Consider the following 23,036-nt stretch of genomic DNA (forward strand, 5'->3'; position numbering starts at 1 on the left):
TTAATTACTTCTTAGATGCTTCGATAAGTTCGATGAAATGATCGAACAATGGTGCGCAGTCATGTGGACCAGGGCTTGCTTCAGGGTGACCCTGGAAGCTGAACGCAGGCTTGTCTGTGCGATGAATACCTTGGTTAGTACCATCAAACAGTGAGCGATGCGTTACACGCAATACATCCGGCAGGTTGCTTTCATCAACTGCGAAGCCGTGGTTTTGAGAAGTAATCATCACTGTACCATTTTCAAGGTTTTGCACAGGATGGTTGGCACCGTGGTGACCGTGAGGCATTTTTAGTGTTTTGGCGCCACTTGCAAGTGCAAGGATCTGGTGACCCAGACAGATACCAAATACTGGAATTTCAGTGGTTTCTACAATTGTTTTTACAGCTTCAATTGCGTAGTCACATGCAGCTGGATCGCCAGGGCCGTTCGACAGGAACACGCCATCTGGATTCAGAGCAAGTACGTCAGCAGCAGGAGTTTGCGCAGGCACCACAGTCAGTTTACAACCGCGGTCTGCGAGCATACGTAAGATGTTGGTTTTGACACCGTAATCGTATGCAACAACATGGAATTTAAGTTCAGGTTGAGAGAAACCTTTGCCTAATGCCCAAGAGCCTTCAGTCCACTCAAAGCCCTCAGGATCGCAACATTCTTTTGCCAGGTCTAAACCGTTTAAACCGCTAAAGGCACGTGCTTTTTCAAGCGCTTCTGCTTCAGTGATATTTTCGCCAGCAAGGATACAGCCATTTTGCGCACCTTTGTCACGTAGGATACGTGTCAATTTACGCGTGTCGATATCCGCAATTGCCACAACATTGTGTTGTACCAAATATTCAGCTAATGATTGGGTTGAACGGAAGTTACTGTGCAATAAAGGCAGGTCACGAATGATCAATCCGTTGGCCCAAACTTTATGAATACGACCTGATTCAGCGTCTTCTTCATTGCAGCCTGTGTTACCGATATGCGGGTAAGTCAGTGTCACAAGTTGCTGTGCATAACTCGGGTCAGTCAAAATTTCTTGATAGCCAGTCATGGCAGTGTTGAAAACGACTTCACCAGTCGTACTACCCGATGCGCCAATCGAAGTACCTTTAAAGATAGTTCCGTCGGCAAGGGCTAAAATTGCTGGGGTGCTCAAACCAAAGCTCCTGAAATTTAGGCTGTAAAAAAGCGAGAAGACGAAAAAAAAGGAAGGCTAATTTTTAAACCTACCCTCCTATGTCTGCTCGCTTGAACTTAACACGGCATTATACGCAGAATGATGCTTGAAGTCCAATGGCTTTGCAGCGAAAGTATAAGATAAATGCCTTGCTTTTTGAGTGGAAGTCTGTTTTGTAAACAGGATGAAAAAATGTAAGCAATTAATAATTGTCAGACAAATCAAATCTTAAATTTTATCAAGTCTACTAATATAGCTCAGTCAATATAACAATAGGAACAAGACAAATGACTACAGCATCAAAATCTACCCAATCCAAAAAAGCCAGCCCGAGCGTCGTGGCAGAAACTGCCGAGAAGCTTGAAAAAGTAGCAGTAGAGGCGAAAGATCAAGTATTTGAAAGCATCGAAGAAAGTAAAGAAAAGCTTGAAGTTGAAGCCAAGCAATTGACCGATACCGTACAGGAACAATTGTGCCAATTTAAGCAGGAGGTGTTGCAGCGAATTGACACTTTAAAGGAGCAGATCTTCGGTTCACAAAAAGAATTAACTGAATTGAAGAGCTTTATCAAAACAGAATTCAATGCAGTGATCGAAGACTTGTCCAGTCTGGGCAAGGAACTGAAAGAGGATGTCAGTCAGATTTCGACCAAACATAAAGAGCATTTGACCGATACCTTAAAACGTTCTAAAGACAGCACCATTGAAGTGCTGAAAAAAGTCAAGCCGGTAGTGAAAGCAGAAAGTTCAGACAAAAAGCCTGAGCTGAAAAGTTAAGCTGCGTTGAAAGGCTGCTCTTTAAAAGGAGAACAATCACATGTTCTCCTTTGTCTTTATGTAGCAAAACGGACTCACAATAATAATCAGAAGGGGTTACGATGCCACGGCATTATTTGGTAGGTGTGCTTGTTTTATTGATATTGATTATGCTGCTTAATCTGGAAAGCGGCTTGGGGCGCATACTTTATCTGGGTGTGATTGTGTTATGTTTGGGCGTACTGGGGCTGGTTTTGGGGACTGTTCTGCTCATGGTACTCACTTTTACTTTTATTCTTTATGCTGCAGTGAAAGCCATTCGGAGCCAGCATCAGTTACCTCATTAAAATGCTACTCTAAGATGTTCAAAAACAAGAAAATGCAAAATAACCATACACAGCTAACTACTTTGTTTAGAGACAAACAAAAACGTGAGACTTCAAGTCTCACGTTTTATCAGTCTTTTACAGATTCAGACAGAGGATATACAGGTTTGACTGATCTAAAATACATGCAACCAGTCACGTTTATTATGAAAATCTGCCTGAGGACTACTATGCTGCATCGCGTAGTACTGGTCACCTTGCGAGGTTTTTAAAACAGCAGATAAACCCAGGAACAAGTTTTCCCATTTGAGTTTATGTGTTGCCATAAAATCGGTCAGATCCACACTGACATTGAGACCATAATGGGTACGTTTGAGCTGATTCAGCTCAATATCATCTGCAGCTTGTGGTGGCATATCTTCAGGATAGCGGTATTCTTCAAATTGATAAGCCTGCCAGGCCTGAGAAGGGGAGAGATTAATCTCACGATAAAAATCTTCACCCTGAACCCCAATAAAAATTTCAAAGCAGGTCTGTTCCCACAAGAAATCCTGACGGGGATGTGCAGCTACCATGTCTGGCCACAGGATGTAATGATTGGGATCGCGGATCCAGAAGCCCACATTTAAACTACATGGACCTTGCTGTTCAATGGCAGCAACCAGAGAGATGGCCTGAAAACGGCGATCAAATGCGCTAAGTTCGTAACTTGCCATAAGTCCTGTACTTAGTTAGACAAATGAGCGAAACGAACAAGATTGGACAATTTTTGGTTCTGTTTTGCCGCTTTCTTATAAAGAAGTGCAATTTTACCAATAGTTTGAACCACTTCAGCACCAGTCGCTTCTGAAATTTCAGCAATCAGCGCTGCACGCGCTTCACGATCTTCAGCGACAATTTTAACTTTAATCAGTTCGTGATCGTTTAAAGCACGCGCTAATTCTTCGATGACATTTTCCGTCAGACCTTTGTCACCTAGCATCACGACTGGGTTAAGTGTATGTCCGATTTGACGTAAACGCTTACGTTCCTGAATAGATAAAGCCGCCATGAGAGATAACCTGAATTTTAAAACGGCTTAGTATAGCAAAAGCAAAAAATAAACGCTGTAAATTATCAGGAAATAATCATATTCAATCTGTCCACGGAGAGAGCAAAAGCCTTAGATTTAGATACACATGTATACTGCAAAATAAGTCTTTTTCACGTACAATTAATAATGAGACATTTTTTTATTTAGAGAGTTATGGCTACACGCATTACCAACCAAAAGTTATCTAAAAGTAGTCGTGATTGGATGAGAGAGCATTTAGACGATCCTTATGTAAAAAAGGCACAAAAGGAAGGCTATCGTGCGCGTGCAGCATATAAGCTCTTAGAAATGCAAGAAAAGTATAAAATCATTAAACCTGGTATGACTGTGGTCGACCTGGGCGCAGCGCCAGGCAGCTGGTCACAGATTGCTGGTAAACTTGTTGGCGATAAGGGTTTATTGATTGCATCTGATATTTTACCAATGGATGCTTTACCAGATGTCACTTTTCTGCAAGGTGACTTCCGTGAAGAAGAAGTTTTCCAAAAACTGCTAGAAATTTTAGATGGTCGTACTGTAGACGTTGTAATTTCAGATATGGCCCCCAATACATCAGGTAATAAGGCTGTAGATCAACCGCGTCAGATTTACTTGTGTGAACTTGCACTGGATTTTGCCAATAAGGTGCTAGGCCCCAAAGGTCAATTTGTGGTAAAAGTTTTCCAAGGCTCAGGTTTTGATGAATTCCGTAAGCAAGTGGTTGATAGTTTTGATATTCTGAAAACATCTAAACCCTTGGCATCACGTGCTCGCTCTAAAGAAGTTTTCCTGATCGGGCAGGGACGCAAGAAGGCTTTAAAATAAGTCTACTTGCCAAGTCGTTAAAAATTGTGCATTTTGTACGTTTTCAGATAATTGTAAGTTAATTTACAGCTTAAGTATTAAGGTCACCCTGAACAGGGCATGATCAAATTAGATTGGAATGGGAATAAAGCTTTGAGCGATCTTTTTAAGAATGCCGTATTGTGGCTCGTAATACTGGGTGTGCTGGTGTTAATCTTCAGCAACGTCAGTGACCGCAATCAACCGACTACAATGAACTACTCAGAGTTTGTTGCCGCGGTCAATGCTGGCCAAATTAAACAAGTTGTTATTGACGGCGAAAGAATTCGTGGCGAAAAATCAAACGGTTCAGAGTTTGAAAGTATTCGTCCGGCAGTTCAGGATCCTGAGCTGATGCCAAGCCTCATTAAAAATAATGTTGTGGTCGAAGGTGAAGCACCACAACGTCAAGGCTTGCTCATGCAGTTGCTTATTGCAAGTTTCCCTGTGCTTTTAATCATTTTGTTATTCATGTTCTTTATGCGCAACATGGGTGGCGGTGCAGGTGGTAAAAACGGCCCAATGAGTTTTGGTAAGTCTAAAGCCAAAATGTTGTCTGAAGACCAGATTAAAGTCACTTTCGTCGATGTTGCCGGTTGTGATGAAGCCAAGCAAGAAGTGGTTGAAATTGTCGACTTCCTGAAAGACCCAACCAAATTTAAACGTCTCGGTGCAAGTATTCCACGTGGTGTTTTGATGGTCGGTCCTCCAGGTACAGGTAAAACCTTGCTTGCCAAAGCCATTGCCGGTGAAGCGAAAGTGCCATTCTTTAGTATTTCGGGTTCTGACTTCGTGGAAATGTTTGTGGGTGTTGGTGCATCGCGTGTGCGTGACATGTTCGAACAGGCAAAACGTCATGCACCATGTATTATCTTTATTGATGAGATTGATGCAGTCGGTCGTCACCGTGGTTCAGGTACGGGTGGTGGTCACGATGAACGTGAGCAGACGCTGAACCAGATGCTGGTGGAAATGGACGGCTTTGAAGGCAATGAAGGCATTATCGTGATTGCTGCAACCAACCGTGCAGATGTACTGGATAAAGCATTACTTCGTCCAGGCCGTTTTGACCGTCAAGTTGTGGTTGGTTTGCCAGACATTAAGGGTCGTGAACAAATCCTGAATGTGCATTTGAAAAAATTGCCTTCAGTCACAGGGGTCGATGTTAAAGTACTTGCACGTGGTACACCGGGCTTCTCGGGTGCGCAATTGGCCAACCTGGTGAATGAAGCTGCTTTATTTGCTGCACGCCGTAACAAGAATACTGTCGATATGCATGACTTTGAAGATGCAAAAGACAAGCTTTATATGGGTCCTGAGCGTAAATCGATGGTACTTCGTGATGAAGAGCGTCGTGCGACGGCTTATCATGAAGCAGGTCATGCGATTGTTGCTGAAAGTTTGCCGGGTACAGACCCTGTGCATAAAGTCACCATTATGCCGCGTGGCTGGGCATTGGGCGTGACCTGGCAGCTACCTGAATTTGACCAAACCAGCCATTATAAAGACAAAATGTTGAATGAACTTTCGATTTTGTTTGGTGGTCGTATTGCAGAAGAAGTCTTCATTAACCAAATGTCGACAGGTGCTTCAAACGACTTCGAACGTGCAACTAAAATGGCACGTGCGATGGTGACCAAATACGGTATGTCTGACAAAATGGGCGTCATGGTCTATGAAGAAGATGCACAGCAATCGTTTATGGGCAGTATTGGTAGCCGCAGTATTTCTGAAACGACCCAGTTAGAAGTCGATCGTGAAATCCGCCGAATTCTGGATGAGCAATATAAAGTCGCACGCGATATCTTGGAAAGTAAAAAAGATGTTGCCCATGCGATGGTCAAAGCCTTGATGGAATGGGAAACTATTGATCGTGATCAAATCCGTGACATTATGGAAGGTCGTGAGCCTCAACCGCCAAAAGTCTATGTTGCAGAAAATCCTGTGATTGATGTAACCCCAGATGATGGCCCGTTGACGCCACCGCCATTGCCAGCCAACTAAGTTAAATAAAAAACCACCTTCGGGTGGTTTTTTTATGTCAGTCATTTTTATGATAATTTCCTGAATGCTATATTTAACTCAAAACTAATGGGCAAATGTCTTATCGAGCTTTGCTTTATTGCTCTATCCATAAGACAATATTCGAATTATTGTGAACGAGGATGGAAACATGCAGCTGATGCCTTTACGACCACATGTATGGACATTTGGTGAGTTAAAACTGGACTTATCTCAGCCGCATGTGATGGGAATTCTCAATGTCACCCCCGACTCATTTAGTGATGGTGGTCGGCATAATCAAAAAGAAGATGCAGTTGCACGTGCGCTGGAGATGATGGCTGAAGGTGCGACCGTAATTGATATCGGCGGGGAATCGACCCGTCCGGGTGCTGCTGTGGTAGACGTAGAGGAAGAGATCCGCCGCGTGGTGCCTGTGGTTGAAGCCTTAGCAAAACATGATGTTATTCTCTCGATTGATACTTCACAACCAGAAGTGATTCGTGCAGCGGTTCAGGCCGGAGCGCATATCTGGAATGACGTCCGTGCGTTGACCCGCCCCAATGCCTTAGTAACGGCTGCTGAATTAAATATTCCGGTAATCATTATGCATATGCGTGGTGAGCCGACCACCATGAACAATCTGGATCAATATGAGGATGTCACTACCGAGGTGATTGGCGAACTATCTCAACGTGTTCAGGATGCCTTGGATGTAGGAGTAAAAGCCGAAAATATCATGATTGATCCGGGGTTTGGTTTTGCCAAGAATGCTCAGCAAAATCTCAAGCTGCTTCAAGAATTTTATAAATTGACAGAAATGGGTTATCCGATTTTATCTGCCTTATCACGTAAACGCTTTATTGGGGCTGTCTTAGATGGCGCAGAAACACAGGCGCGTGCGGTGGGTTCGGCAACAGCACATTTGCTCAGTATTCAGCAGGGCGCCTGTATGGTACGGGCACATGATGTGAAAGCGACAGCGGATGCGATTAGAGTCTGGCAAGCCATGCAGATGGCGTAGACATTGATGGCGGGAGAGTAAGCATCTGGCAATGTTGTTTGGCTTTCAGGCAACAATGTGCTATATAGGCACGCTTAGATTAAATTGTCATCTTTTAGAGTGCCTGTAATGTTTGCAGATTTACTTCTCCCCATGTTCGATGATGCGTATTATCCCGATATTCTGGTTGCTGAAATCAAACAGCACATCGAACATTTTGCCCAAAAAGTCGCTAAATCAGCTTTGTCAGATCAAGAAATTTACCAGCTTGCCCATCTGACCGTTGCTGATATTAATGCCATGAAACCGCAGTTTGAAGATCTGGATTCATCTCTGGATGATACCGCTGCAGATTATATTGCCGAAGCCATGATGATGGTGGTGCAAGAGCACGGGTTGTTCGAGATTGAAATGGAAGAGCTGATTACCAATCGTGAATGGTGATCGATAAAACCCTGCTACTGCAGGGTTTTTTATTATTTGTAGAAATAGTCTTTAAAACTTTTAAAGCGAATCGAGCTGAGTAATTTTTGCTCTTCATGCATGCATTGCTGATAAAGATTCTGGTAATAAGCCTGCAGATTTGACTGGTCCTGAATCGGTTGCGGTGTTTTGGATCTGGACTGTTGATAGGCCCAAAAGGCCAGCTGCCGCAGTTTTTGCAGTTTGATCTGATCAATCGCACTACAAGAACTTTTAAATAAAGGTTCTAAGGTGACAGCGCCAAAAGAGGAAAGCGCTAAAATGATCATGCTGATGATTACCAGCATATCTGAATGAATTACATACAGATTCAGCAATAAAACCAGAAAAATTGGAATTTGCAGATACAGACAGTTCTGCAAGCGCTGACTATAGGCTTTGGAGCTGAATTGCGCCTGATATTGTGCATACCAGATATAGGGATAAAGCAGGGCCATTAACATGATCAAGGTGACATTAAAGGCGATCGTGGCATTCTTGAAAAAATAATATTCCAGAAGTACTGAACTGATGCTACAGGCCACGCAGATTAAAAGAGACAGTAAATTAATCGCGATCACAAACTGGAGATTTTGCAGGGCATTAAATTTGAAGCGGCTATAACGCAGCTTCAGGAAAAAAGCGTCTGGATGGCGTAATTGTAATGTGGCGAGATCGAAGTATTTTAATTCTGACATGAGGATTTCGCGCTAAAAGAATAAAATTCAGGCACAAAAAAACCAGCCTAATGCTGGGTTTTCTATTGCACCATTTTAATAAAGATTAAAATGGTGCCCGAGGCCAGACTCGAACTGGCACGCTTTGTGGGCGGGGGATTTTAAATCCCCTGTGTCTACCGATTTCACCACTCGGGCATGTGCGCAATAATAGAGGACGAAATAAAGCTTGGCAAGCACATTTCTAAATGATTGCTTTCTTTTCAAGCAATTCCGTGGCTTCTCTCTAAAAAAACTAGCAAATCAATCTGTTTTTTTAAGGACCCTTATTAAAAATATTCAAGATGGCTAATCAAAATGATAGAGCACTATGAGTTCTCGTCCAAATAACTGTCGACATCCAGATGCTTGATGGTTTTACAGTATTGATGCTCATGTTTCAGCAGCTGGGTATATAATTCGGCATAGTGATTTAATTGCTGTTTTAGTTCGGCATGCCGAGGATGATTGCTTGAACAAAAACGTAATTTTAGTCGAAGCATACAGGTCTGTTTATAAGCCCAGAAGCAGATTCTACGTAATTGTTGCAACTGATAATGTTCAGTATTTTGGCTGTTTTCCCGGAACAAGTTTTCCCGATAAAAACGGATAAAGCCAAAGCTCACTCCAAAAAAGAATAAACTCCACATCAGTAGGCTACTTTGTACAAAAAACAGATTTAAGGTTTGTAGTAGAATCACCACAGCCATCTTGATTGGGGTATGGCGTAATAACTGATATAGCGAATAAGAAGAATGCTGAACCTGTTGCAGAATTAAGGTGAGACTCAACATCAGGAACAACAGTATCGCCAAAATGGCATAACTTTGCGCCTGAAATTCGCTCACTTGCACAAAAGATTGCTTTATGACGTCACCGAACATCAAACTGACGGGAATAAAAATCATGGCCGCCAAGACCCAGGGAATCAAAAGCTTGGCTTTATCCCAGATCCCACGGATTTTGATCTGGCTATAGAACAGGTAATTGCCTTTAAATGCAGTCGGATACTGTTGTTGAAGTTGCTGCAGCAACAAAGTCACTTGGGTAGTGGGCATCATCCAGAGATTGATTCAGAAATAGACACAGGCACTATAGTCGATTTGACGCAGAATCACAGGACAAATCCATTTTCAGCGCTTATCATTGCTTTAATCACGAAGATTTTAGTTTTTTAGCCACGAATTATGCGAAAATAGCCGATTCAAGATTTATTTTTTTAAGGACAGTTTATGACTGATCAATCTCCTGAGGCGTTAAGCGACATCGAAATTTTAGACATCCTGCAAAGCATGAAAAAGGATGAACTAAATACTGAGGCGAAAGAAGTGATTCGTCAGGGTGGTAAAGCTGGTCGTCAGGAAGCGCATAAAGAAGCGTTAGTGGCATTGAATCAGTCATTTGAAGACAAATTTGTCGAAGCGGTATCTTTGGCTTTGGGCCTGAATACGGCACAAATCAAAAAAATCCGTTATAAAAAAGACCGCGTCCGTATTTTAAAAGCGCGCGGAATTGATTATATGGCGATTGATGGTGCTGAAACTGCACAGGTACTGTCACAAATTGCCCAAGCAATTGTGCGTGAAGACGCGATTGTTACCCATGACCTGCATAATATTTTCCCATTCTGGAAAGAAGGCTGGCCTATGGTGCAGTTCGACAATGCTTACAAGATTCTAGAAGATGATATCCAGATTCACTATCAAGCTGTTTTAGATGCATTGTTAACAAAGATCTAAGCACCTCAATAGATGTAAAAAAGCACCGTTAGGTGCTTTTTTATGATTGAATTTACTGGTTTGAATAAAACAAACTTAAAATAAAACTGATAGGAACGATAAATAGTCGTCCCCATAAAATCAAAGGTATGGCTAAATACTGTCCCCAACTCATGGTTCGGTCATAATGGCCACGGTGACGCTGGTAACCATAAGGGGTAATGATGCAAGCAAAAATCAATAAAATGATCGCTAAAAACAAAAACAGCGGATTTTGTTGTTGAGCAAAAAAGAAATAGATTAAATACAGTCCTGAATAAAAACTAAAACAAGCCAATAGCGCAGAAATGGACATCACTCTATCCTTATGATTTTTATTTTAAAATAGAAGAAGAATCAGATTATTCTGATTCTTCCTGAATTAATGGATTGATTTCAATGATCCGAGTCACCAGCAACTGGTCAATCTTGAAATGATCGACATCGACGACTTCAAATTTATAACCGGCATGAATGACGGTATCGGCAGGACGCGGAATTTTACGCAGCTTGAACATCATAAAACCAGCCAGTGTTTCGTAATTTTCCTCATCTGGCATTGAGTCGATTTCAAGCGCATGTTTCATGTCTTCAATTGGCGTGCTGCCTTCAATCAACCAGGAATTATTGTCACGCTTAATAATTTGCTGATCGGCTTCAATTGGTGTCACCCAGTCGCCCATTACAGTAATCATAATGTCGGAGAGGGTAATTACCCCAACCACCAGCGCATATTCATTAATGACGACGGCAAATTTTTCCTTGGTCGAGCGAAAACGGTCCAGGACTTCCGATAAAGTTAAAGTATCCGGAATGGTCAGGACATTACGGATGGTATTTTCATTTAACTGTAGCAGCGACTGGTTATTCAGAATCCGCACCAGAATATCTTTGGCATCGACATAGCCAATCACACTGTCGATATCATTGCTACACACCAGAAACTTGGAATAGGGATATTCCGCCAGCTTTTGCCGAATACTTTCTTCTGGTTCATTTAGGGTAAAGAACACCACATTCTCACGGGTAGTCATACTCGAAGGTACATTACGCTCTTCCAGCTCGAATACATTTTCAATGAAATGATGTTCCTGTTTTTGCAGTACGCCAGCCTGTGCACCTGCATCCATCACTGCGGAAATATCATCAAAGGTAATATTATCATCACGAATGGTATTCACTTTAAACAGACGGAACAGCATGTTGGCAATAACATTAATGAGCCAGGCCAAAGGCTTACAGACTTTAATGAAAATCTGAATGGGTTCAATGACCGAGACTGCAATCTTTTCTGGCGCAATCATGGCCAAACGTTTCGGCATCAAGTCTGCAAATAGAATAAATAAAGAAGTGACGACAGTGAAGGAAAGTGCAAAGCTAATATTTTCAGCCCAAGGACCCTGGTAAAAGCGGGAAACAAAATTAAAAATATAAGGACGGAAGGCTCCTTCACCTAAAATACCGCCAAGAATGGCGACTGCATTTAAACCGATTTGAGAGGCTGCAAAGAAGTCAGCAGAATTTTCTTGTAGATCTAAAACTTTTTGAGCGCGATGTTCACCCGATTCAGCCAGAATTTTCAGTTTGACTTTACGGGCACCTGCGAGGGCGATTTCTGTTAAAGATAAAAAACCGGCCCCCGCGATGAGTATTAAGATAATCACGATATTTTGTAAGAGGCTCACAAATCCACCTGTGGATGAATAGTATCTTGGGATATTTTTAACACAAAAAAAGGCTTGAGGTGTAAAAACTACCTCTCAAGCCTTCAAAGTATAATCTTAAAAAATAAGAATTTAGAAGAATTTGAGTTTAATAGTGTGAAAATTGAGAATTATTGCTCAGGAATTCACGATTTTCTTCCTCAATCATTTGACGCGCAACATACAAAATCAGCTGACGTAACCAGCGATGTGCAGGGTGATGATGCAATAGAGGGCACCATGCCATTTTGAGTTCAAATTCGGGAATATAAAATGGAGGATCTTTCAGAATTAAATTATGATTCTTGGCTTGCAGGCGTGCGATCCGTGAAGGCAGGGTTGCCACCAGATCGACATTGGAAGCCAATAAACCTGGCATTTGATAATGACGGGTAAAGACCGAGATTTTACGTTTCTGGCCAATACGTTCCAAAGCTTGATCGATCCAGCCTAAACCGGCCTGTTTCTCCGGGTTGACCCCGAAGCCCACACCCATACCGGTTTTAGAGACCCAGATATGCTGTGCATCCAGATAGCTTTTTAAGTTCAGGTTGGTTGCAGCCGGGTGTTTATTGTTTAATAAACAGGAAAAACTGTCACGCCAGACCAGAACCTGATGAAAACTTTGCGGTATTTCATTAAAACGGTTAATCGCCAGATCAACTTTGCCTTGTTCCATGTCGCGATAAGACACATCACTCGGGGTTAGAAAGTCCAAGACCACGTTCGGTGCTTCTGAACGTAAGGCTTTGACCAGCCGAGGAACCAGTGTCGCTTCGGCATAATCCGAGGTCATAATCCGGAAGACACGATTTGACGTATAAGGACGGAACTCGGTACGCGGTTCCAGAATCATGGACAAGTCAGCCAGCGCATCCCGGATACGTGGCTGTAACTCAAGTGCACGTTCTGTGGGTGTCATGCCTTCAGAAGAACGGATCAGGAGAGGATCATTAAATAAATTGCGTAATCGGCGTAAAATATTACTCATGGCAGGCTGGGTAACGCCCAATTGTTCGGCTGCACGGGTGACATTTTTTTCGCGAAGAAGTACATCAAGATAAATTAATAGATTGAGATCGACCCGCTCCAGATTCATAAAAGAAATACCGAGAATAAATACAAGAAATTATGCTGATTATGCCATAACTGCCGGGCTTTGTGTAAAGCGCCGATGAAAAAAAAGCCATGATAAAGCAGATAAAATCTAGGGAATTTATGCAGGTTTAAGCTGAATAATTAACGATTTTATTCGACTGAGTAGAAGCACGGGCTAAGCAAAGATTCAGTATTTTTATGTATGCAGATCAACAGCTCCATAACCAAGCTTTAAACTTTAAAAATACAGGTGTGAGTGCGTGAATAATTGCGTGAAAAGTATGCTATCTTGATAAATGCTTCAGCCTAAGAAATAATTCAAAATCATGATTATTTTTTAATAAAAGTGGATTTGAGCCAAGCCCAGACTTAAGTCTAATGAAGTATTTTTAAGCAGTATGAGTGAAAAACGATCAGTTTTATTTTAGTAAAATATAAAATAAAACAATATCTTATTTTAACATCACAGGATTATACTAAGACTTTCATCTACTCATTTTTTAAATAAATACTGAAGATTCTTGCAGACTATTGGATTAATTTTCATAAGCCCACTAATCTTTAGCTATCCCAACGGACCGGCGAAAATCTAAACAAGTTACTGAGGGTGTGATTTGAACGGTTCGTTGCAGAAAAATCCTAATATTATTACAGGAAAATATCATGACTACATACCAAACAGCGATTGATGCAATCCGCGAATTGAAAGCGAAATTCGGTAACACTTGGGCAGACATCAGTCCTGAAGATGCTGCGCGTATGCAAATCCAAAACCGTTTCAAAACTGGTTTAGACATTGCGAAATATACCGCGGCAATTATGCGTCGTGATATGGCTGCTTATGATGCAGACTCTAGCAAATACACTCAATCATTAGGTTGCTGGCATGGTTTCATCGCACAACAAAAAATGATTGCGAACAAAAAATACTTCGGTACGACTGAACGTCGCTACATTTACCTTTCTGGTTGGATGGTTGCAGCACTTCGTTCAGAATTTGGTCCACTTCCTGACCAATCTATGCACGAAAAAACTTCTGTTCCTGCATTGATCGAAGAAATCTACACATTCTTACGTCAAGCTGACGCGAAAGAATTGAACGACTTGTTCCGTGCACTTAAAAAAGCACAAGAAGCAGGCGATACTGCTAAAGCAGCTGAATTGACTTCACAAATCGACAACTTCCAGACTCACGTTGTGCCAATTATTGCGGACATCGATGCGGGTTTCGGTAACGAAGAAGCGACTTATCTTTTAGCTAAGAAAATGATCGAAGCGGGTGCATGTGCACTACAAATCGAAAACCAGGTGTCTGACGCGAAACAATGTGGTCACCAAGCTGGTAAAGTAACTGTGCCACACGAAGACTTCATCGCGAAAATCCACGCACTTCGCTATGCATTCCTTGAAATGGGTCTTGACGACGGTATCATCGTTGCACGTACTGACTCTGAAGGCGCTGACCTGACTCAAAAAATCCCAGTGGTTAAAGAGCCAGGCGACATCGCTTCTCAATATATCAGCTACTTGGAAACATCTGAAATTGATATCGCTGATGCACAAGAAGATGAAATCCTGATCAAACGTGATGGCAAACTTCACCGTCCTAAACGTCTTGCTTCTGGCTTGTACCAGTTCCGTGAAGGCACGCAAATTGACCGCGTTGTACTTGACTGTGTAACCAGCTTGCAAAATGGTGCGGATCTTCTTTGGATCGAAACTGCGACACCAAACGTTGCTGAAATCGCTCACATGGTAAACCGTGTGAAAGAAACAGTTCCAAATGCGAAACTTGTATACAACAACTCACCTTCATTCAACTGGACGCTTAACTTCCGTCAACAAGCGTATGACCGTTGGGTTGCTGAAGGTAAAGACGTTTCTGCTTACGACCGTGCTAAGTTAATGAGCGCTGAGTACGATGCAACTGAACTGGCTGCTGAAGCTGACGAAAAAGTTCGTACCTTCCAAGCAGATGCTGCGCGTGAAGCGGGTGTGTTCCATCACTTGATCACACTTCCGACTTACCACACAGCTGCACTTTCTACGCATGAACTTGCTCAAGGTTACTTCGGTTCTGAAGGCATGTTGGCTTATGTTGCTGGCGTACAACGTAAAGAAATCCGCGGCGGTATCGCATGTGTTAAACACCAGGCAATGGCTGGTTCTGACATCGGTGATGACCACAAAGAAATCTTCGCTGGTGACAATGCATTGAAAGCTGGTGATGACGCTAAAAACACAATGAACCAGTTCAGTGCTTAATCTGCTGAATTGATTCACCAAAAAACCCTGCATCTGCAGGGTTTTTTATTTGGAAAAATGCTATTAATAAATAGGAAATGGCAACCTCAAGAAAGTATTCAAGTGAGATCATCCATAATTTCTCCATGATTGGTTTTTATCACAGTTATTATGTGTTTAATTCTTGCATTCTACTGCTATGTCACTGAATATTTAGATATAGCTTGCTCGTATTTGGTCTAAATTCATCCCTATTTAATTAAAAAGTGACTCGGACTTATGCTGTCTAAATTTTTTATCCACCGCCCGATCTTTGCTGGGGTATTGGCGATTGTCGTGATGGCGATTGGCCTGTTCGCAGTGATGAACCTGCCAGTGGAACGTTATCCGGACATTGCCCCGCCACGGATAACGGTGGCAGCAACCTATAGTGGCGCTTCTGCGGAAACTGTGGAAGAAAGCGTGACCCAGGTGCTGGAGCAGCAGATTAAAGGGATTGACCATTTACTGTATTTTAGTTCGAGTAGTGATTCTTCAGGGCGCAGCCGGGTCAGCATCAGCTTTGAAAATGGTACCGACCCCGATACAGCACAGGTTCAGGTACAAAATGCGATTAATGGGGTATTGAACCGTTTACCGGAAGATGTCCAACGCCAGGGCGTTAACGTGTTTAAATCTCTCGGCGATACCCATATGGTGATCAGCCTGTATGATGAGTCCGGCCGCAGTAACAATATTGAACTTTCTGATTACTTGATGACACATCTGGAGCAGGACATTTCCCGGATTGAAGGCATTGGTGAAGTCGATGTTTTTGGTTCTCAATATGCGATGCGGATCTGGCTGGATCCAGGAAAACTCAAACAGTATAAGCTGATGCCAAGCGATGTTCGTGCCGCCATTGAAGCTCAGAATACTCAGGTGGCTGCGGGCGCGATTGGGGATTTGCCGGCAGTGGATGAACAATACCTGAATGCTAAAGTCACCTCGGGTTCCCGTCTAAAAACCGTTGAAGAATTCCAGAATATTATTGTCAAATCGGATCGTGCCGGTAGTTTTATTTATTTAAAAGATATTGCACGGGTCGAACTTGGTGCTGAAAGTTATCAGTCTTATAGCACCAATAATGGTTATCCTTCGGCAGGTCTTGGAATTTCTCTGGCCTCAGGTGCCAATGCCATTGCCACCTCAAACTTGATTAAAGCTGAAGTTGCCCGTATTTCCCAGCAATTGCCCGAAGGCTATAAAATTGCCTATCCACGAGACAATACGCCCTTTGTACAAGAGTCGATTAAAGAGGTGGTCAAAACCCTGATCGAAGCGATCATTCTGGTTATCATGGTGATGTTCATTTTCTTGCAGAACTGGCGTGCCACCTTGATTCCTACCGTAACGGTGCCGGTGGTGATTTTGGGAACCATGGCAGTGCTGTATGCACTGGGCATGAGTATCAACACCTTGACCTTATTCGCTTTGGTTCTGGCCATTGGTCTATTGGTTGATGATGCGATTGTGGTGGTAGAAAACGTGGAACGGCTGATGCATGAACAGCATTTGTCTGCCAAAGAGGCGGCGTTAGAGTCCATGCAGGAAATTAGTGGGGCATTGGTCGGAATTACCTTAGTTCTAACCGCAGTCTTTATTCCGATGGCGTTCTTTGGCGGTTCTACCGGGGTGATCTACCGACAGTTCTCCATCACTTTGGTTGCGGCCATGTCCTTATCCTTATTGGTGGCCTTGATTCTAACCCCAGCACTGTGTGCGCTCATTCTGAAACCGAATCCGAAACCGGCAAAATGGGCGGCATGGTTTAACCAGAAGCTGGATCATTTAAAGCATCGTTATCTGCATCTTTCCAAAGTCACGATTCAGCATCAGGCCATTTGTTTACTGCTTTTTGCCGGCTTGATCTGTGTCTTTGCACTGTTTTACCGTGCTTTGCCAACCAGTTTTTTGCCGAGTGAAGATCAGGGGATTTTAAGCCTGCAAATCAAAGTGCAGGAAGGTGCTCCGATGAAAAATACCATTCAGGTCGGAGAAGAGGTTCGTAAATATTTTCTGGATCAGGAACAGGCCAATGTCAGCCTGGTGATGATTCGTTATGGCCGCAATTTCTCGGGAACTGGCCAGAATCTGGCCACCGGTTTTGTGGCATTAAAACACTGGAATGAACGTTCCGGTCAGAACAATACCGCACCCGCGATTCGTGAACGGGCTTTGAAGCATTTTCAAAGTAACCCTAATGCACAAATCAACGTATCCATGCCCGCGTCAGTCAATGGTCTGGGACAAACCGATGGTCTGGATTTCTGGATTCGGGATATCAATGGTAATGGCCGGCAGTATCTGGAACAGCAATTTCAGGCACTGGAAGCTCAGGCTGGCAATTATGCAAGCTTTGAAAATCTGGGTAAACGTTCTAATCCTGAAAAAGCCGAACTACGCGTCAATATTGACCAAAAACAGGCCATGGCCAATGGTCTGACCCAAACGGCAATTAACAGCACCTTATCTAGCGCTTGGGGTGGCAGTTATATCAATGACTTTATTGATCGCGGCCGGATTAAACGGGTGATCATGCAGGGCGATGCCGAATTTCGTTCCAAGCCGGAAGATCTGGCACAATGGCATGTCCGTAATGACCAGAATCAAATGGTGCCTTTTAGTAACTTCTCGCAAGTGGACTGGAGTGGTGGTCCGGAAGTGGTCAACCGTTTCATGGGCTATACCGCACTACAGATGGAAGCGGATCGGGCTCAAGGCAGCAGCTCCGGTCAGGCCATGCAGGATGTAGAGGCGCTGATTGCTGAACAGGACGGCGTAGATGTGGTCTGGAGCGGTTTATCCTTTGAAGAAAAACAGTCCAATAATCAGGCCATCTGGCTGTATCTGATTTCGATAGGTTTTATTTTCCTGTGTCTGGCCGCATTGTATGAAAGCTGGAGTATTCCAACGGCGGTAATGTCAGCAATTCCTCTTGGTATTGGCGGCAATATTATTTTCAGTTATTTGGCTGGCTTCCCGAATGATATCTATTTTCAGATTGCCTTGCTGACCACCATTGGCTTGTCCTGTAAGAATGCCATTCTGATTGTGGAATTTGCTTCGCTGGCACAGCAACAGGGCAAATCGGTGGTGGAGGCAGCATTAGAAGGTGCTTCCTTGCGTCTGCGTCCGATCCTGATGACTTCCTTGGCTTTTGGCGCCGGGATTTTACCTCTGGTCTTTGCCACGGGAGCAGGTGCGGTAAGCCGTCAGGAAATTGGTGTCAGTGTATTCGGCGGCGTAATTTTTGGAACCGTGCTGGTGCTAATTTTTATTCCCTTTATGTATGTGATGATTCGAAGTTTAATGGCTAAAAAAGAACCGGTTGATTCATGATCGTGCGCTCAGAAAAACAATCCATAGCCTGACTCAATCCGGCTGTGATGATTTAGATGCACTGAGAGCAAGGGTAATGTTCGGAGGATGATGCTAAAATCCACGCCTTTGCGCTTATAACCATGGACTGCCTATGCCGAAAATTTCAGAAAAAATACAGCATATTCAACAACAGATCCGTTCTGAAAACCATGCTATGGCGATTGGCTTATTAAATGAGCTGAATGTCGCCGATCAGGCCAGTATTTTAAAAGGTTTGAAGTTAGAAGAACAGATCCGGATTTTTCAGGAACTCAAAGAACCGAGCCGGGTATTCGAGTTTATGCCACTCAGCCAACAAGTCAGTCTGGCTGAGCAATTACCGGTCGCACAGATTATTGCGATTTTAAATGCGCTCGATTCGGACAACTTTGTCGATGTTTATAAGCGATGTTCTCCACAGCTGCAGCAGCAGCTCATGGCAAAATTGTCCGAAGCGAGTCGGCAAACCCTAAAAGATCTGGCGATTTATCCTGAAGGGACTGCTGGTGCGCTGATGAGCTCCAGTTTTGTTTCTTTGCATCAGGATCTGTCGATTCATGACGCTATCCAAATGTTGCGTGTGGTGGCCGCAGATCAGGAAACCCTGTATCTGATTTATATTGTTGATGAGCAGGACCAGCTGATCGGGGTAGTCTCTTTAAGGCAGATGATTCAGGCCAGTCCTGAAACCAGCATTGCCGAGATCATGCAAAGAGATGTGATTTACGCCAAGATTGGGGATGACCAAGAAGACGTCGCAAAAACTTTAACCTATTATGATTTTATGGCTTTGCCGATTGTCGATGAGCATAAAAAAATTCTTGGAATTGTCACTTATGATGATGCCATGGACATCATGGAAGCCGAAACCACCGAGGATATTTTAAAGTCAGGGGCGGTTGAGCCCTTAACTGAGTTAAGTTTAAAAACTGCGCCTATTTTTACATTGTACCAGAAGCGCGTATCTTGGCTGGTGATTCTGGTCTTTGGCAGTCTATTGTCCGGCATTGGCATTGCACATTATGAAGAGACCATTACCGCGCATATTGTTCTGGTTTTTTTTCTGCCATTGCTGGTGGGCAGTGGTGGTAATGCCGGCTCGCAGTCGGCGACCTTGATGGTGCGTGCTTTGGCCACCGGTGATGTAGAGTTTAGAGACTGGTTTAGCCTGCTCAGCCGGGAAACCTTGGTGGCGTTGTGTCTGGGTGGTACCATGGCACTGGCTGTCTCGGTGTTGGGTTATGTCCGAGGGGATATCATGGTGGCTGTGGTTCTGGCGATCAGTATGCTCGGCATTGTGCTGATGGGCTGCCTGATCGGCATGAGTCTGCCTTTTATTCTGAACAAGTTTAAGATGGATCCGGCCAGTGCCTCTGCACCTTTGGTGACCTCTATTTGTGATGCCACCGGTGTGATTATTTATCTATTTGTTGCTTCCAAATTATTGTTTTAATTCACAGATTGCTACAACTTTGGTCTCAAAATAATTTATGCTGATGAAAGTCAGCCCTATTTTTGGAATCACATATGCCTGAGCCTGGACAAAAAACAAAACTGAGTCAACAAGAGGTCATTCGTCTGGAACGTGATCTGGCCAAGTTTGCCAACATGATGGATTCAGTGGTACGTATTCCATTTACCAAGCAAGGGGTAGGGGCAGATGCCGCGCTGAGTACGATTCCGGTCGCTGGAGATATCGCCGGTTTTGTATTGACCTGTTATGCCATTCATAAGGCCAAACAGATTGGGGTGCCGAGTGCCAAGCTGAATCCGGTCATGAAACTGGCGGTGATGGATGCGGTGGTTGGATTTATTCCAGTGGCAGGTACCATTTTTGATATTTTTATTCGTCCCAGTCGCAAGGCGCTTGATGTGGTGCATGTTCATATTCGTGAAGAATATCAGATTCACAGTGATCGACATGTGGTACACCCTTTTTTGCATGAAAGCCTGGAACGCAAACAGCAGCAATCTGTATTTTGGCGCAATCCTGTAGTGGCCTGGATCTGGATTCATATCCCGGATATTTTAGGCGCCTTGTTCCTGATTCTATTTGTTTTTGCGATTGGGTGGGGTGCGATGGCGTTGTATCAGTGGATTAGCGCATAAAGGCCTATATAAATAATGAATAATTGAATCCAATAAAAAAGCCTGCAAGTGCAGGCTTTTTTCAATCAATGAATAGTATTACTTAAGCACAATCAAGCTGTTGTAGTGCAGCAACACGTTGTTCGATGCTTGGATGCGTCTGGAACAAGGCAGCAAGGCTAAAGCCTTCTTCTTTACCCGCAGAAATCGCAAATGCTTTCATTTCTTTCGGCATGGCATCTGGCATTTCAGACTCTGCCTGTAAGCGCAATAATGCTGAAATCATAGCCTGTTTACCTGCCAAGCGCGCACCTGCTTCATCGGCACGATACTCACGCTGACGGGAGAACCACATCACAATCGACGACGCCAGAATACCGAATACGATATCCAGTACGATGGTAATTACAAAATAGGCAATACCCGGTGCTTCACCTTCTTCACGACCAAAAACGTTACGGTCAATAAAATCACCCGCGACACGTGCGAAGAACATGACGAAGGCGTTCACAACACCCTGAATCAGTGCCAGAGTGACCATATCACCATTGGCGACGTGACCAATCTCATGCGCCAATACTGCACGAAGCTCGTCTTTGTTCATACGCTCAAGCAGACCAGTCGATACGGCTACTAAAGCATCGTTTTTATTCCAGCCAGTGGCAAAGGCATTGGATTGATAAGATGGGAAAATACCCACTTCCGGCATTTTAATGCCTGCACGCTGAGAAAGTTGTGCAACTTCATGGAGCAACCAGGCTTCAGCTTGGTTACGAGGTGCATTCGGGTCAATCAGTTCAGTACCCGTGGTCTTTTTCGCCATCCATTTAGACATGAACAGGGAAATCATTGAGCCAACCATACCGAACACGAAACAGATGACCAACAGGTTGCCTAGATTCAAGCCACCTGCGCCATGGTAACTACCGACACCGAAGAGTGACAAGATAATGCCAGCTACAACCAGTACCGCGAGGTTGGTTAGCAAGAACAAACCAATCCGCATCATTGAGAAATCCTCTTATTACAGAAAAATAATCTGATTATTGAATGTAAATCATTGAAATCAATATGAGGTGAAATCGATAAGATTTCAAGAAAAAAATAGCAATTCGCTACAAAAAGACAGTATGTTTTTTGTCCATATTGAAAGATAGGTCTTTAAAAACAAAGCTGTTTCAAAATTACTCACTTAAATATATTTTTGCAGATGCTGTCGCATTGGCAGTGGCATAAGAACCCATCGGTGCATCAGTGAAGCTACCATCTGCTCGTGCAATGATCTGACGCTGATATTTTGCCGCCTGAACATTGGACGCCGTCGTGGTTTCAGTTGAATAATTGGCAGAGCTGGCAATGACACGACCAGTATCAGAAGAAGCGGTATATGTACCACTGGTGCTGCCCAGTCCCTGTGCGTACAAGTTCTGATAACGGCTGCTGACACGGCGGACATAGTCCTGAGTTTCACGAAAAGGTGGCACACCCTTATATTTGGCCACATTGCCTTCGCCGGCATTATAACCTGCCAGTGCCAAGGTGGTATTGCCATTAAAGCGTTTCAATAACCAGGCCAGATATTTGGCCCCAGCCATAATATTCTGCTGCGGGTCATAGGCATTGCTGACATTAAAACGACGTGCTGTCGCCGGCATAAGTTGCATCAGGCCTTGTGCACCGACTGGAGAGCGTGCCTGTACATTAAAACCGGACTCGGTATGCATCACAGCTTTGATCAGGCCTTCAGAGACACCATAGGTTTGCGCTGCCTGGCGAATAATCGAATCATAAGCATTTTTATTTCTACTATAGCTCGGCAAGACTGAAGCTTCACTGGAACCCCAATTGCTATAACTATGAATATTACTGTCTGGATAATAGGTCTTCTTTTCAACCTGAAGATGGTTATAGCGACTTTTCTTATTGGTTAATAAGGTGCTGCCATTGCTATCGCGCAACTGATAAATGGTTTGACCGGCATAGACCAACTGGCAACAACTCGCCAATAGTACAGCACTGATCCCATGACACCCCAAAACACGCAAATTTATTTTCATTGTTTATATTAGGTAAACACAATCGAGAAAAATTTAATGATGAGTTTAACAAAAAATTACGGAATGAAAAGACTTGTACGCTGCATTTATAAACGAGTTTGTAAGTGCAAGCCATTTTTTACATTTTAGAGTTAGAAAAAAAAATATGATTTAATTTAAAACCTTAGGGTTGACAGGTTTAACTAGTTGATTTTTATTAATAATTAAATTGGTTAAAAAGTGATCAATTTAAAGAAAAGCCTTATCTTTTGAGACGAAGAACTTGTCAAGTGCGTTTCAATCCACAAAGTTATCCACAGCTTTTGTGGACAACTGTGGAAAAGTCCAAAAACTAGGCATCTTGC

General features: G+C 43.3%; 21 protein-coding genes and 1 tRNA gene. 11 read left to right on the plus strand and 11 right to left on the minus strand.

Annotated features, from left to right (window positions below):
• Window positions 1-4: 4 nt before the first annotated feature.
• Window positions 5-1,144: a glutamine-hydrolyzing carbamoyl-phosphate synthase small subunit gene (gene carA / locus FTV30_RS02735; protein WP_005097721.1), complete on the minus strand. Its 1,140-nt coding sequence runs from the start codon at window positions 1,142-1,144 to the stop codon at window positions 5-7.
• 308 nt (window positions 1,145-1,452) lie between these two features.
• Between carA and FTV30_RS02740 the strand changes: the two genes are divergently transcribed.
• Window positions 1,453-1,941, plus strand: a complete 489-nt coding sequence (locus FTV30_RS02740) for a hypothetical protein (RefSeq protein WP_180000963.1) — start codon at window positions 1,453-1,455, stop codon at window positions 1,939-1,941.
• A gap of 101 nt (window positions 1,942-2,042) precedes the next feature.
• Window positions 2,043-2,267 carry a hypothetical protein gene (locus FTV30_RS02745; RefSeq protein WP_005169862.1) on the plus strand — a complete coding sequence of 75 codons (225 nt, stop codon included), beginning with the start codon at window positions 2,043-2,045 and terminating at the stop codon, window positions 2,265-2,267.
• Between the two features lie 155 nt (window positions 2,268-2,422).
• On the opposite strand, the gene FTV30_RS02750 is transcribed toward FTV30_RS02745, so the two are convergent.
• On the minus strand, window positions 2,423-2,962 hold the full coding sequence (locus FTV30_RS02750) for a DOMON-like domain-containing protein (protein ID WP_005169863.1): 540 nt from the start codon (window positions 2,960-2,962) through the stop codon (window positions 2,423-2,425).
• Between the two features lie 11 nt (window positions 2,963-2,973).
• Window positions 2,974-3,297: a ribosome assembly RNA-binding protein YhbY gene (gene yhbY, locus FTV30_RS02755; RefSeq protein ID WP_005097716.1), complete on the minus strand. Its 324-nt coding sequence runs from the start codon at window positions 3,295-3,297 to the stop codon at window positions 2,974-2,976.
• Between the two features lie 195 nt (window positions 3,298-3,492).
• Between yhbY and rlmE the strand changes: the two genes are divergently transcribed.
• The 4 genes from rlmE to FTV30_RS02775 all read left to right on the plus strand — a co-directional run bounded on the left by rlmE (window position 3,493) and on the right by FTV30_RS02775 (window position 7,609).
• On the plus strand, window positions 3,493-4,143 hold the full coding sequence (gene rlmE, locus FTV30_RS02760) for a 23S rRNA (uridine(2552)-2'-O)-methyltransferase RlmE (protein WP_005097715.1): 651 nt from the start codon (window positions 3,493-3,495) through the stop codon (window positions 4,141-4,143).
• 132 nt (window positions 4,144-4,275) lie between these two features.
• On the plus strand, window positions 4,276-6,165 hold the full coding sequence (gene ftsH / locus FTV30_RS02765; RefSeq protein ID WP_100355633.1) for an ATP-dependent zinc metalloprotease FtsH: 1,890 nt from the start codon (window positions 4,276-4,278) through the stop codon (window positions 6,163-6,165).
• Between the two features lie 169 nt (window positions 6,166-6,334).
• The gene (gene folP, locus FTV30_RS02770; protein ID WP_180000964.1) at window positions 6,335-7,186 is read left to right on the plus strand and encodes a dihydropteroate synthase; all 852 of its coding nucleotides are present in this window, start codon (window positions 6,335-6,337) and stop codon (window positions 7,184-7,186) included.
• A 108-nt stretch (window positions 7,187-7,294) separates the two neighbouring features.
• Window positions 7,295-7,609, plus strand: coding sequence for a DUF5713 family protein (locus FTV30_RS02775; protein ID WP_005169878.1), 315 nt, complete (start codon window positions 7,295-7,297; stop codon window positions 7,607-7,609).
• 32 nt (window positions 7,610-7,641) lie between these two features.
• On the opposite strand, the gene FTV30_RS02780 is transcribed toward FTV30_RS02775, so the two are convergent.
• The 3 genes from FTV30_RS02780 to FTV30_RS02790 form a co-directional block, all read right to left on the minus strand.
• A complete protein-coding gene (locus tag FTV30_RS02780) occupies window positions 7,642-8,325 on the minus strand; it encodes a hypothetical protein (protein ID WP_100329093.1) in 684 nt (227 codons plus the stop codon).
• Window positions 8,326-8,416: 91 nt separating this feature from the next.
• Window positions 8,417-8,502 (minus strand) — tRNA-Leu (locus tag FTV30_RS02785).
• A gap of 170 nt (window positions 8,503-8,672) precedes the next feature.
• On the minus strand, window positions 8,673-9,401 hold the full coding sequence (locus tag FTV30_RS02790) for a hypothetical protein (RefSeq protein WP_159516166.1): 729 nt from the start codon (window positions 9,399-9,401) through the stop codon (window positions 8,673-8,675).
• A 174-nt stretch (window positions 9,402-9,575) separates the two neighbouring features.
• Here FTV30_RS02790 and FTV30_RS02795 point away from each other — a divergent pair, with 174 nt between their 5' ends.
• Entirely contained in the window at window positions 9,576-10,082 is a 507-nt protein-coding gene (locus tag FTV30_RS02795; protein WP_074383395.1) for a hypothetical protein, read from the plus strand.
• A 52-nt stretch (window positions 10,083-10,134) separates the two neighbouring features.
• On the opposite strand, the gene FTV30_RS02800 is transcribed toward FTV30_RS02795, so the two are convergent.
• The 3 genes from FTV30_RS02800 to FTV30_RS02810 form a co-directional block, all read right to left on the minus strand.
• Window positions 10,135-10,416: a hypothetical protein gene (locus FTV30_RS02800; protein WP_005097706.1), complete on the minus strand. Its 282-nt coding sequence runs from the start codon at window positions 10,414-10,416 to the stop codon at window positions 10,135-10,137.
• A gap of 46 nt (window positions 10,417-10,462) precedes the next feature.
• On the minus strand, window positions 10,463-11,785 hold the full coding sequence (locus FTV30_RS02805) for a hemolysin family protein (RefSeq protein WP_005097704.1): 1,323 nt from the start codon (window positions 11,783-11,785) through the stop codon (window positions 10,463-10,465).
• 127 nt (window positions 11,786-11,912) lie between these two features.
• Window positions 11,913-12,902: a LysR family transcriptional regulator gene (locus tag FTV30_RS02810; protein WP_005097703.1), complete on the minus strand. Its 990-nt coding sequence runs from the start codon at window positions 12,900-12,902 to the stop codon at window positions 11,913-11,915.
• A 662-nt stretch (window positions 12,903-13,564) separates the two neighbouring features.
• On the opposite strand from FTV30_RS02810, the gene FTV30_RS02815 reads away from it, so the two are divergent.
• The 4 genes from FTV30_RS02815 (at window position 13,565) to FTV30_RS02830 (ending at window position 20,656) form a co-directional block, all read left to right on the plus strand.
• Window positions 13,565-15,166 carry an isocitrate lyase gene (locus FTV30_RS02815; protein WP_005169883.1) on the plus strand — a complete coding sequence of 534 codons (1,602 nt, stop codon included), beginning with the start codon at window positions 13,565-13,567 and terminating at the stop codon, window positions 15,164-15,166.
• A 258-nt stretch (window positions 15,167-15,424) separates the two neighbouring features.
• Window positions 15,425-18,526 carry a multidrug efflux RND transporter permease subunit gene (locus FTV30_RS02820; protein ID WP_180000965.1) on the plus strand — a complete coding sequence of 1,034 codons (3,102 nt, stop codon included), beginning with the start codon at window positions 15,425-15,427 and terminating at the stop codon, window positions 18,524-18,526.
• Window positions 18,527-18,659: 133 nt separating this feature from the next.
• Window positions 18,660-20,000, plus strand: coding sequence for a magnesium transporter (gene mgtE, locus FTV30_RS02825; protein WP_180000966.1), 1,341 nt, complete (start codon window positions 18,660-18,662; stop codon window positions 19,998-20,000).
• Window positions 20,001-20,074: 74 nt separating this feature from the next.
• Complete coding sequence (locus FTV30_RS02830) at window positions 20,075-20,656, plus strand: DUF4112 domain-containing protein (RefSeq protein WP_005169896.1); 582 nt, start codon at window positions 20,075-20,077, stop codon at window positions 20,654-20,656.
• Between the two features lie 82 nt (window positions 20,657-20,738).
• Here the strand turns inward: FTV30_RS02830 and htpX are convergent, their stop codons facing one another.
• Together htpX and FTV30_RS02840 are read right to left on the minus strand one after the other, a co-directional pair.
• The gene (htpX, locus tag FTV30_RS02835; RefSeq protein WP_005097694.1) at window positions 20,739-21,644 is read right to left on the minus strand and encodes a protease HtpX; all 906 of its coding nucleotides are present in this window, start codon (window positions 21,642-21,644) and stop codon (window positions 20,739-20,741) included.
• A gap of 175 nt (window positions 21,645-21,819) precedes the next feature.
• Window positions 21,820-22,692, minus strand: coding sequence for a lytic transglycosylase domain-containing protein (locus tag FTV30_RS02840; RefSeq protein WP_005097692.1), 873 nt, complete (start codon window positions 22,690-22,692; stop codon window positions 21,820-21,822).
• Between the last annotated feature and the right edge of the window lie 344 nt (window positions 22,693-23,036).

Source organism: Acinetobacter sp. YH12255 (assembly GCF_013417355.1).
GTDB classification, from domain to species: domain Bacteria; phylum Pseudomonadota; class Gammaproteobacteria; order Pseudomonadales; family Moraxellaceae; genus Acinetobacter; species Acinetobacter pseudolwoffii.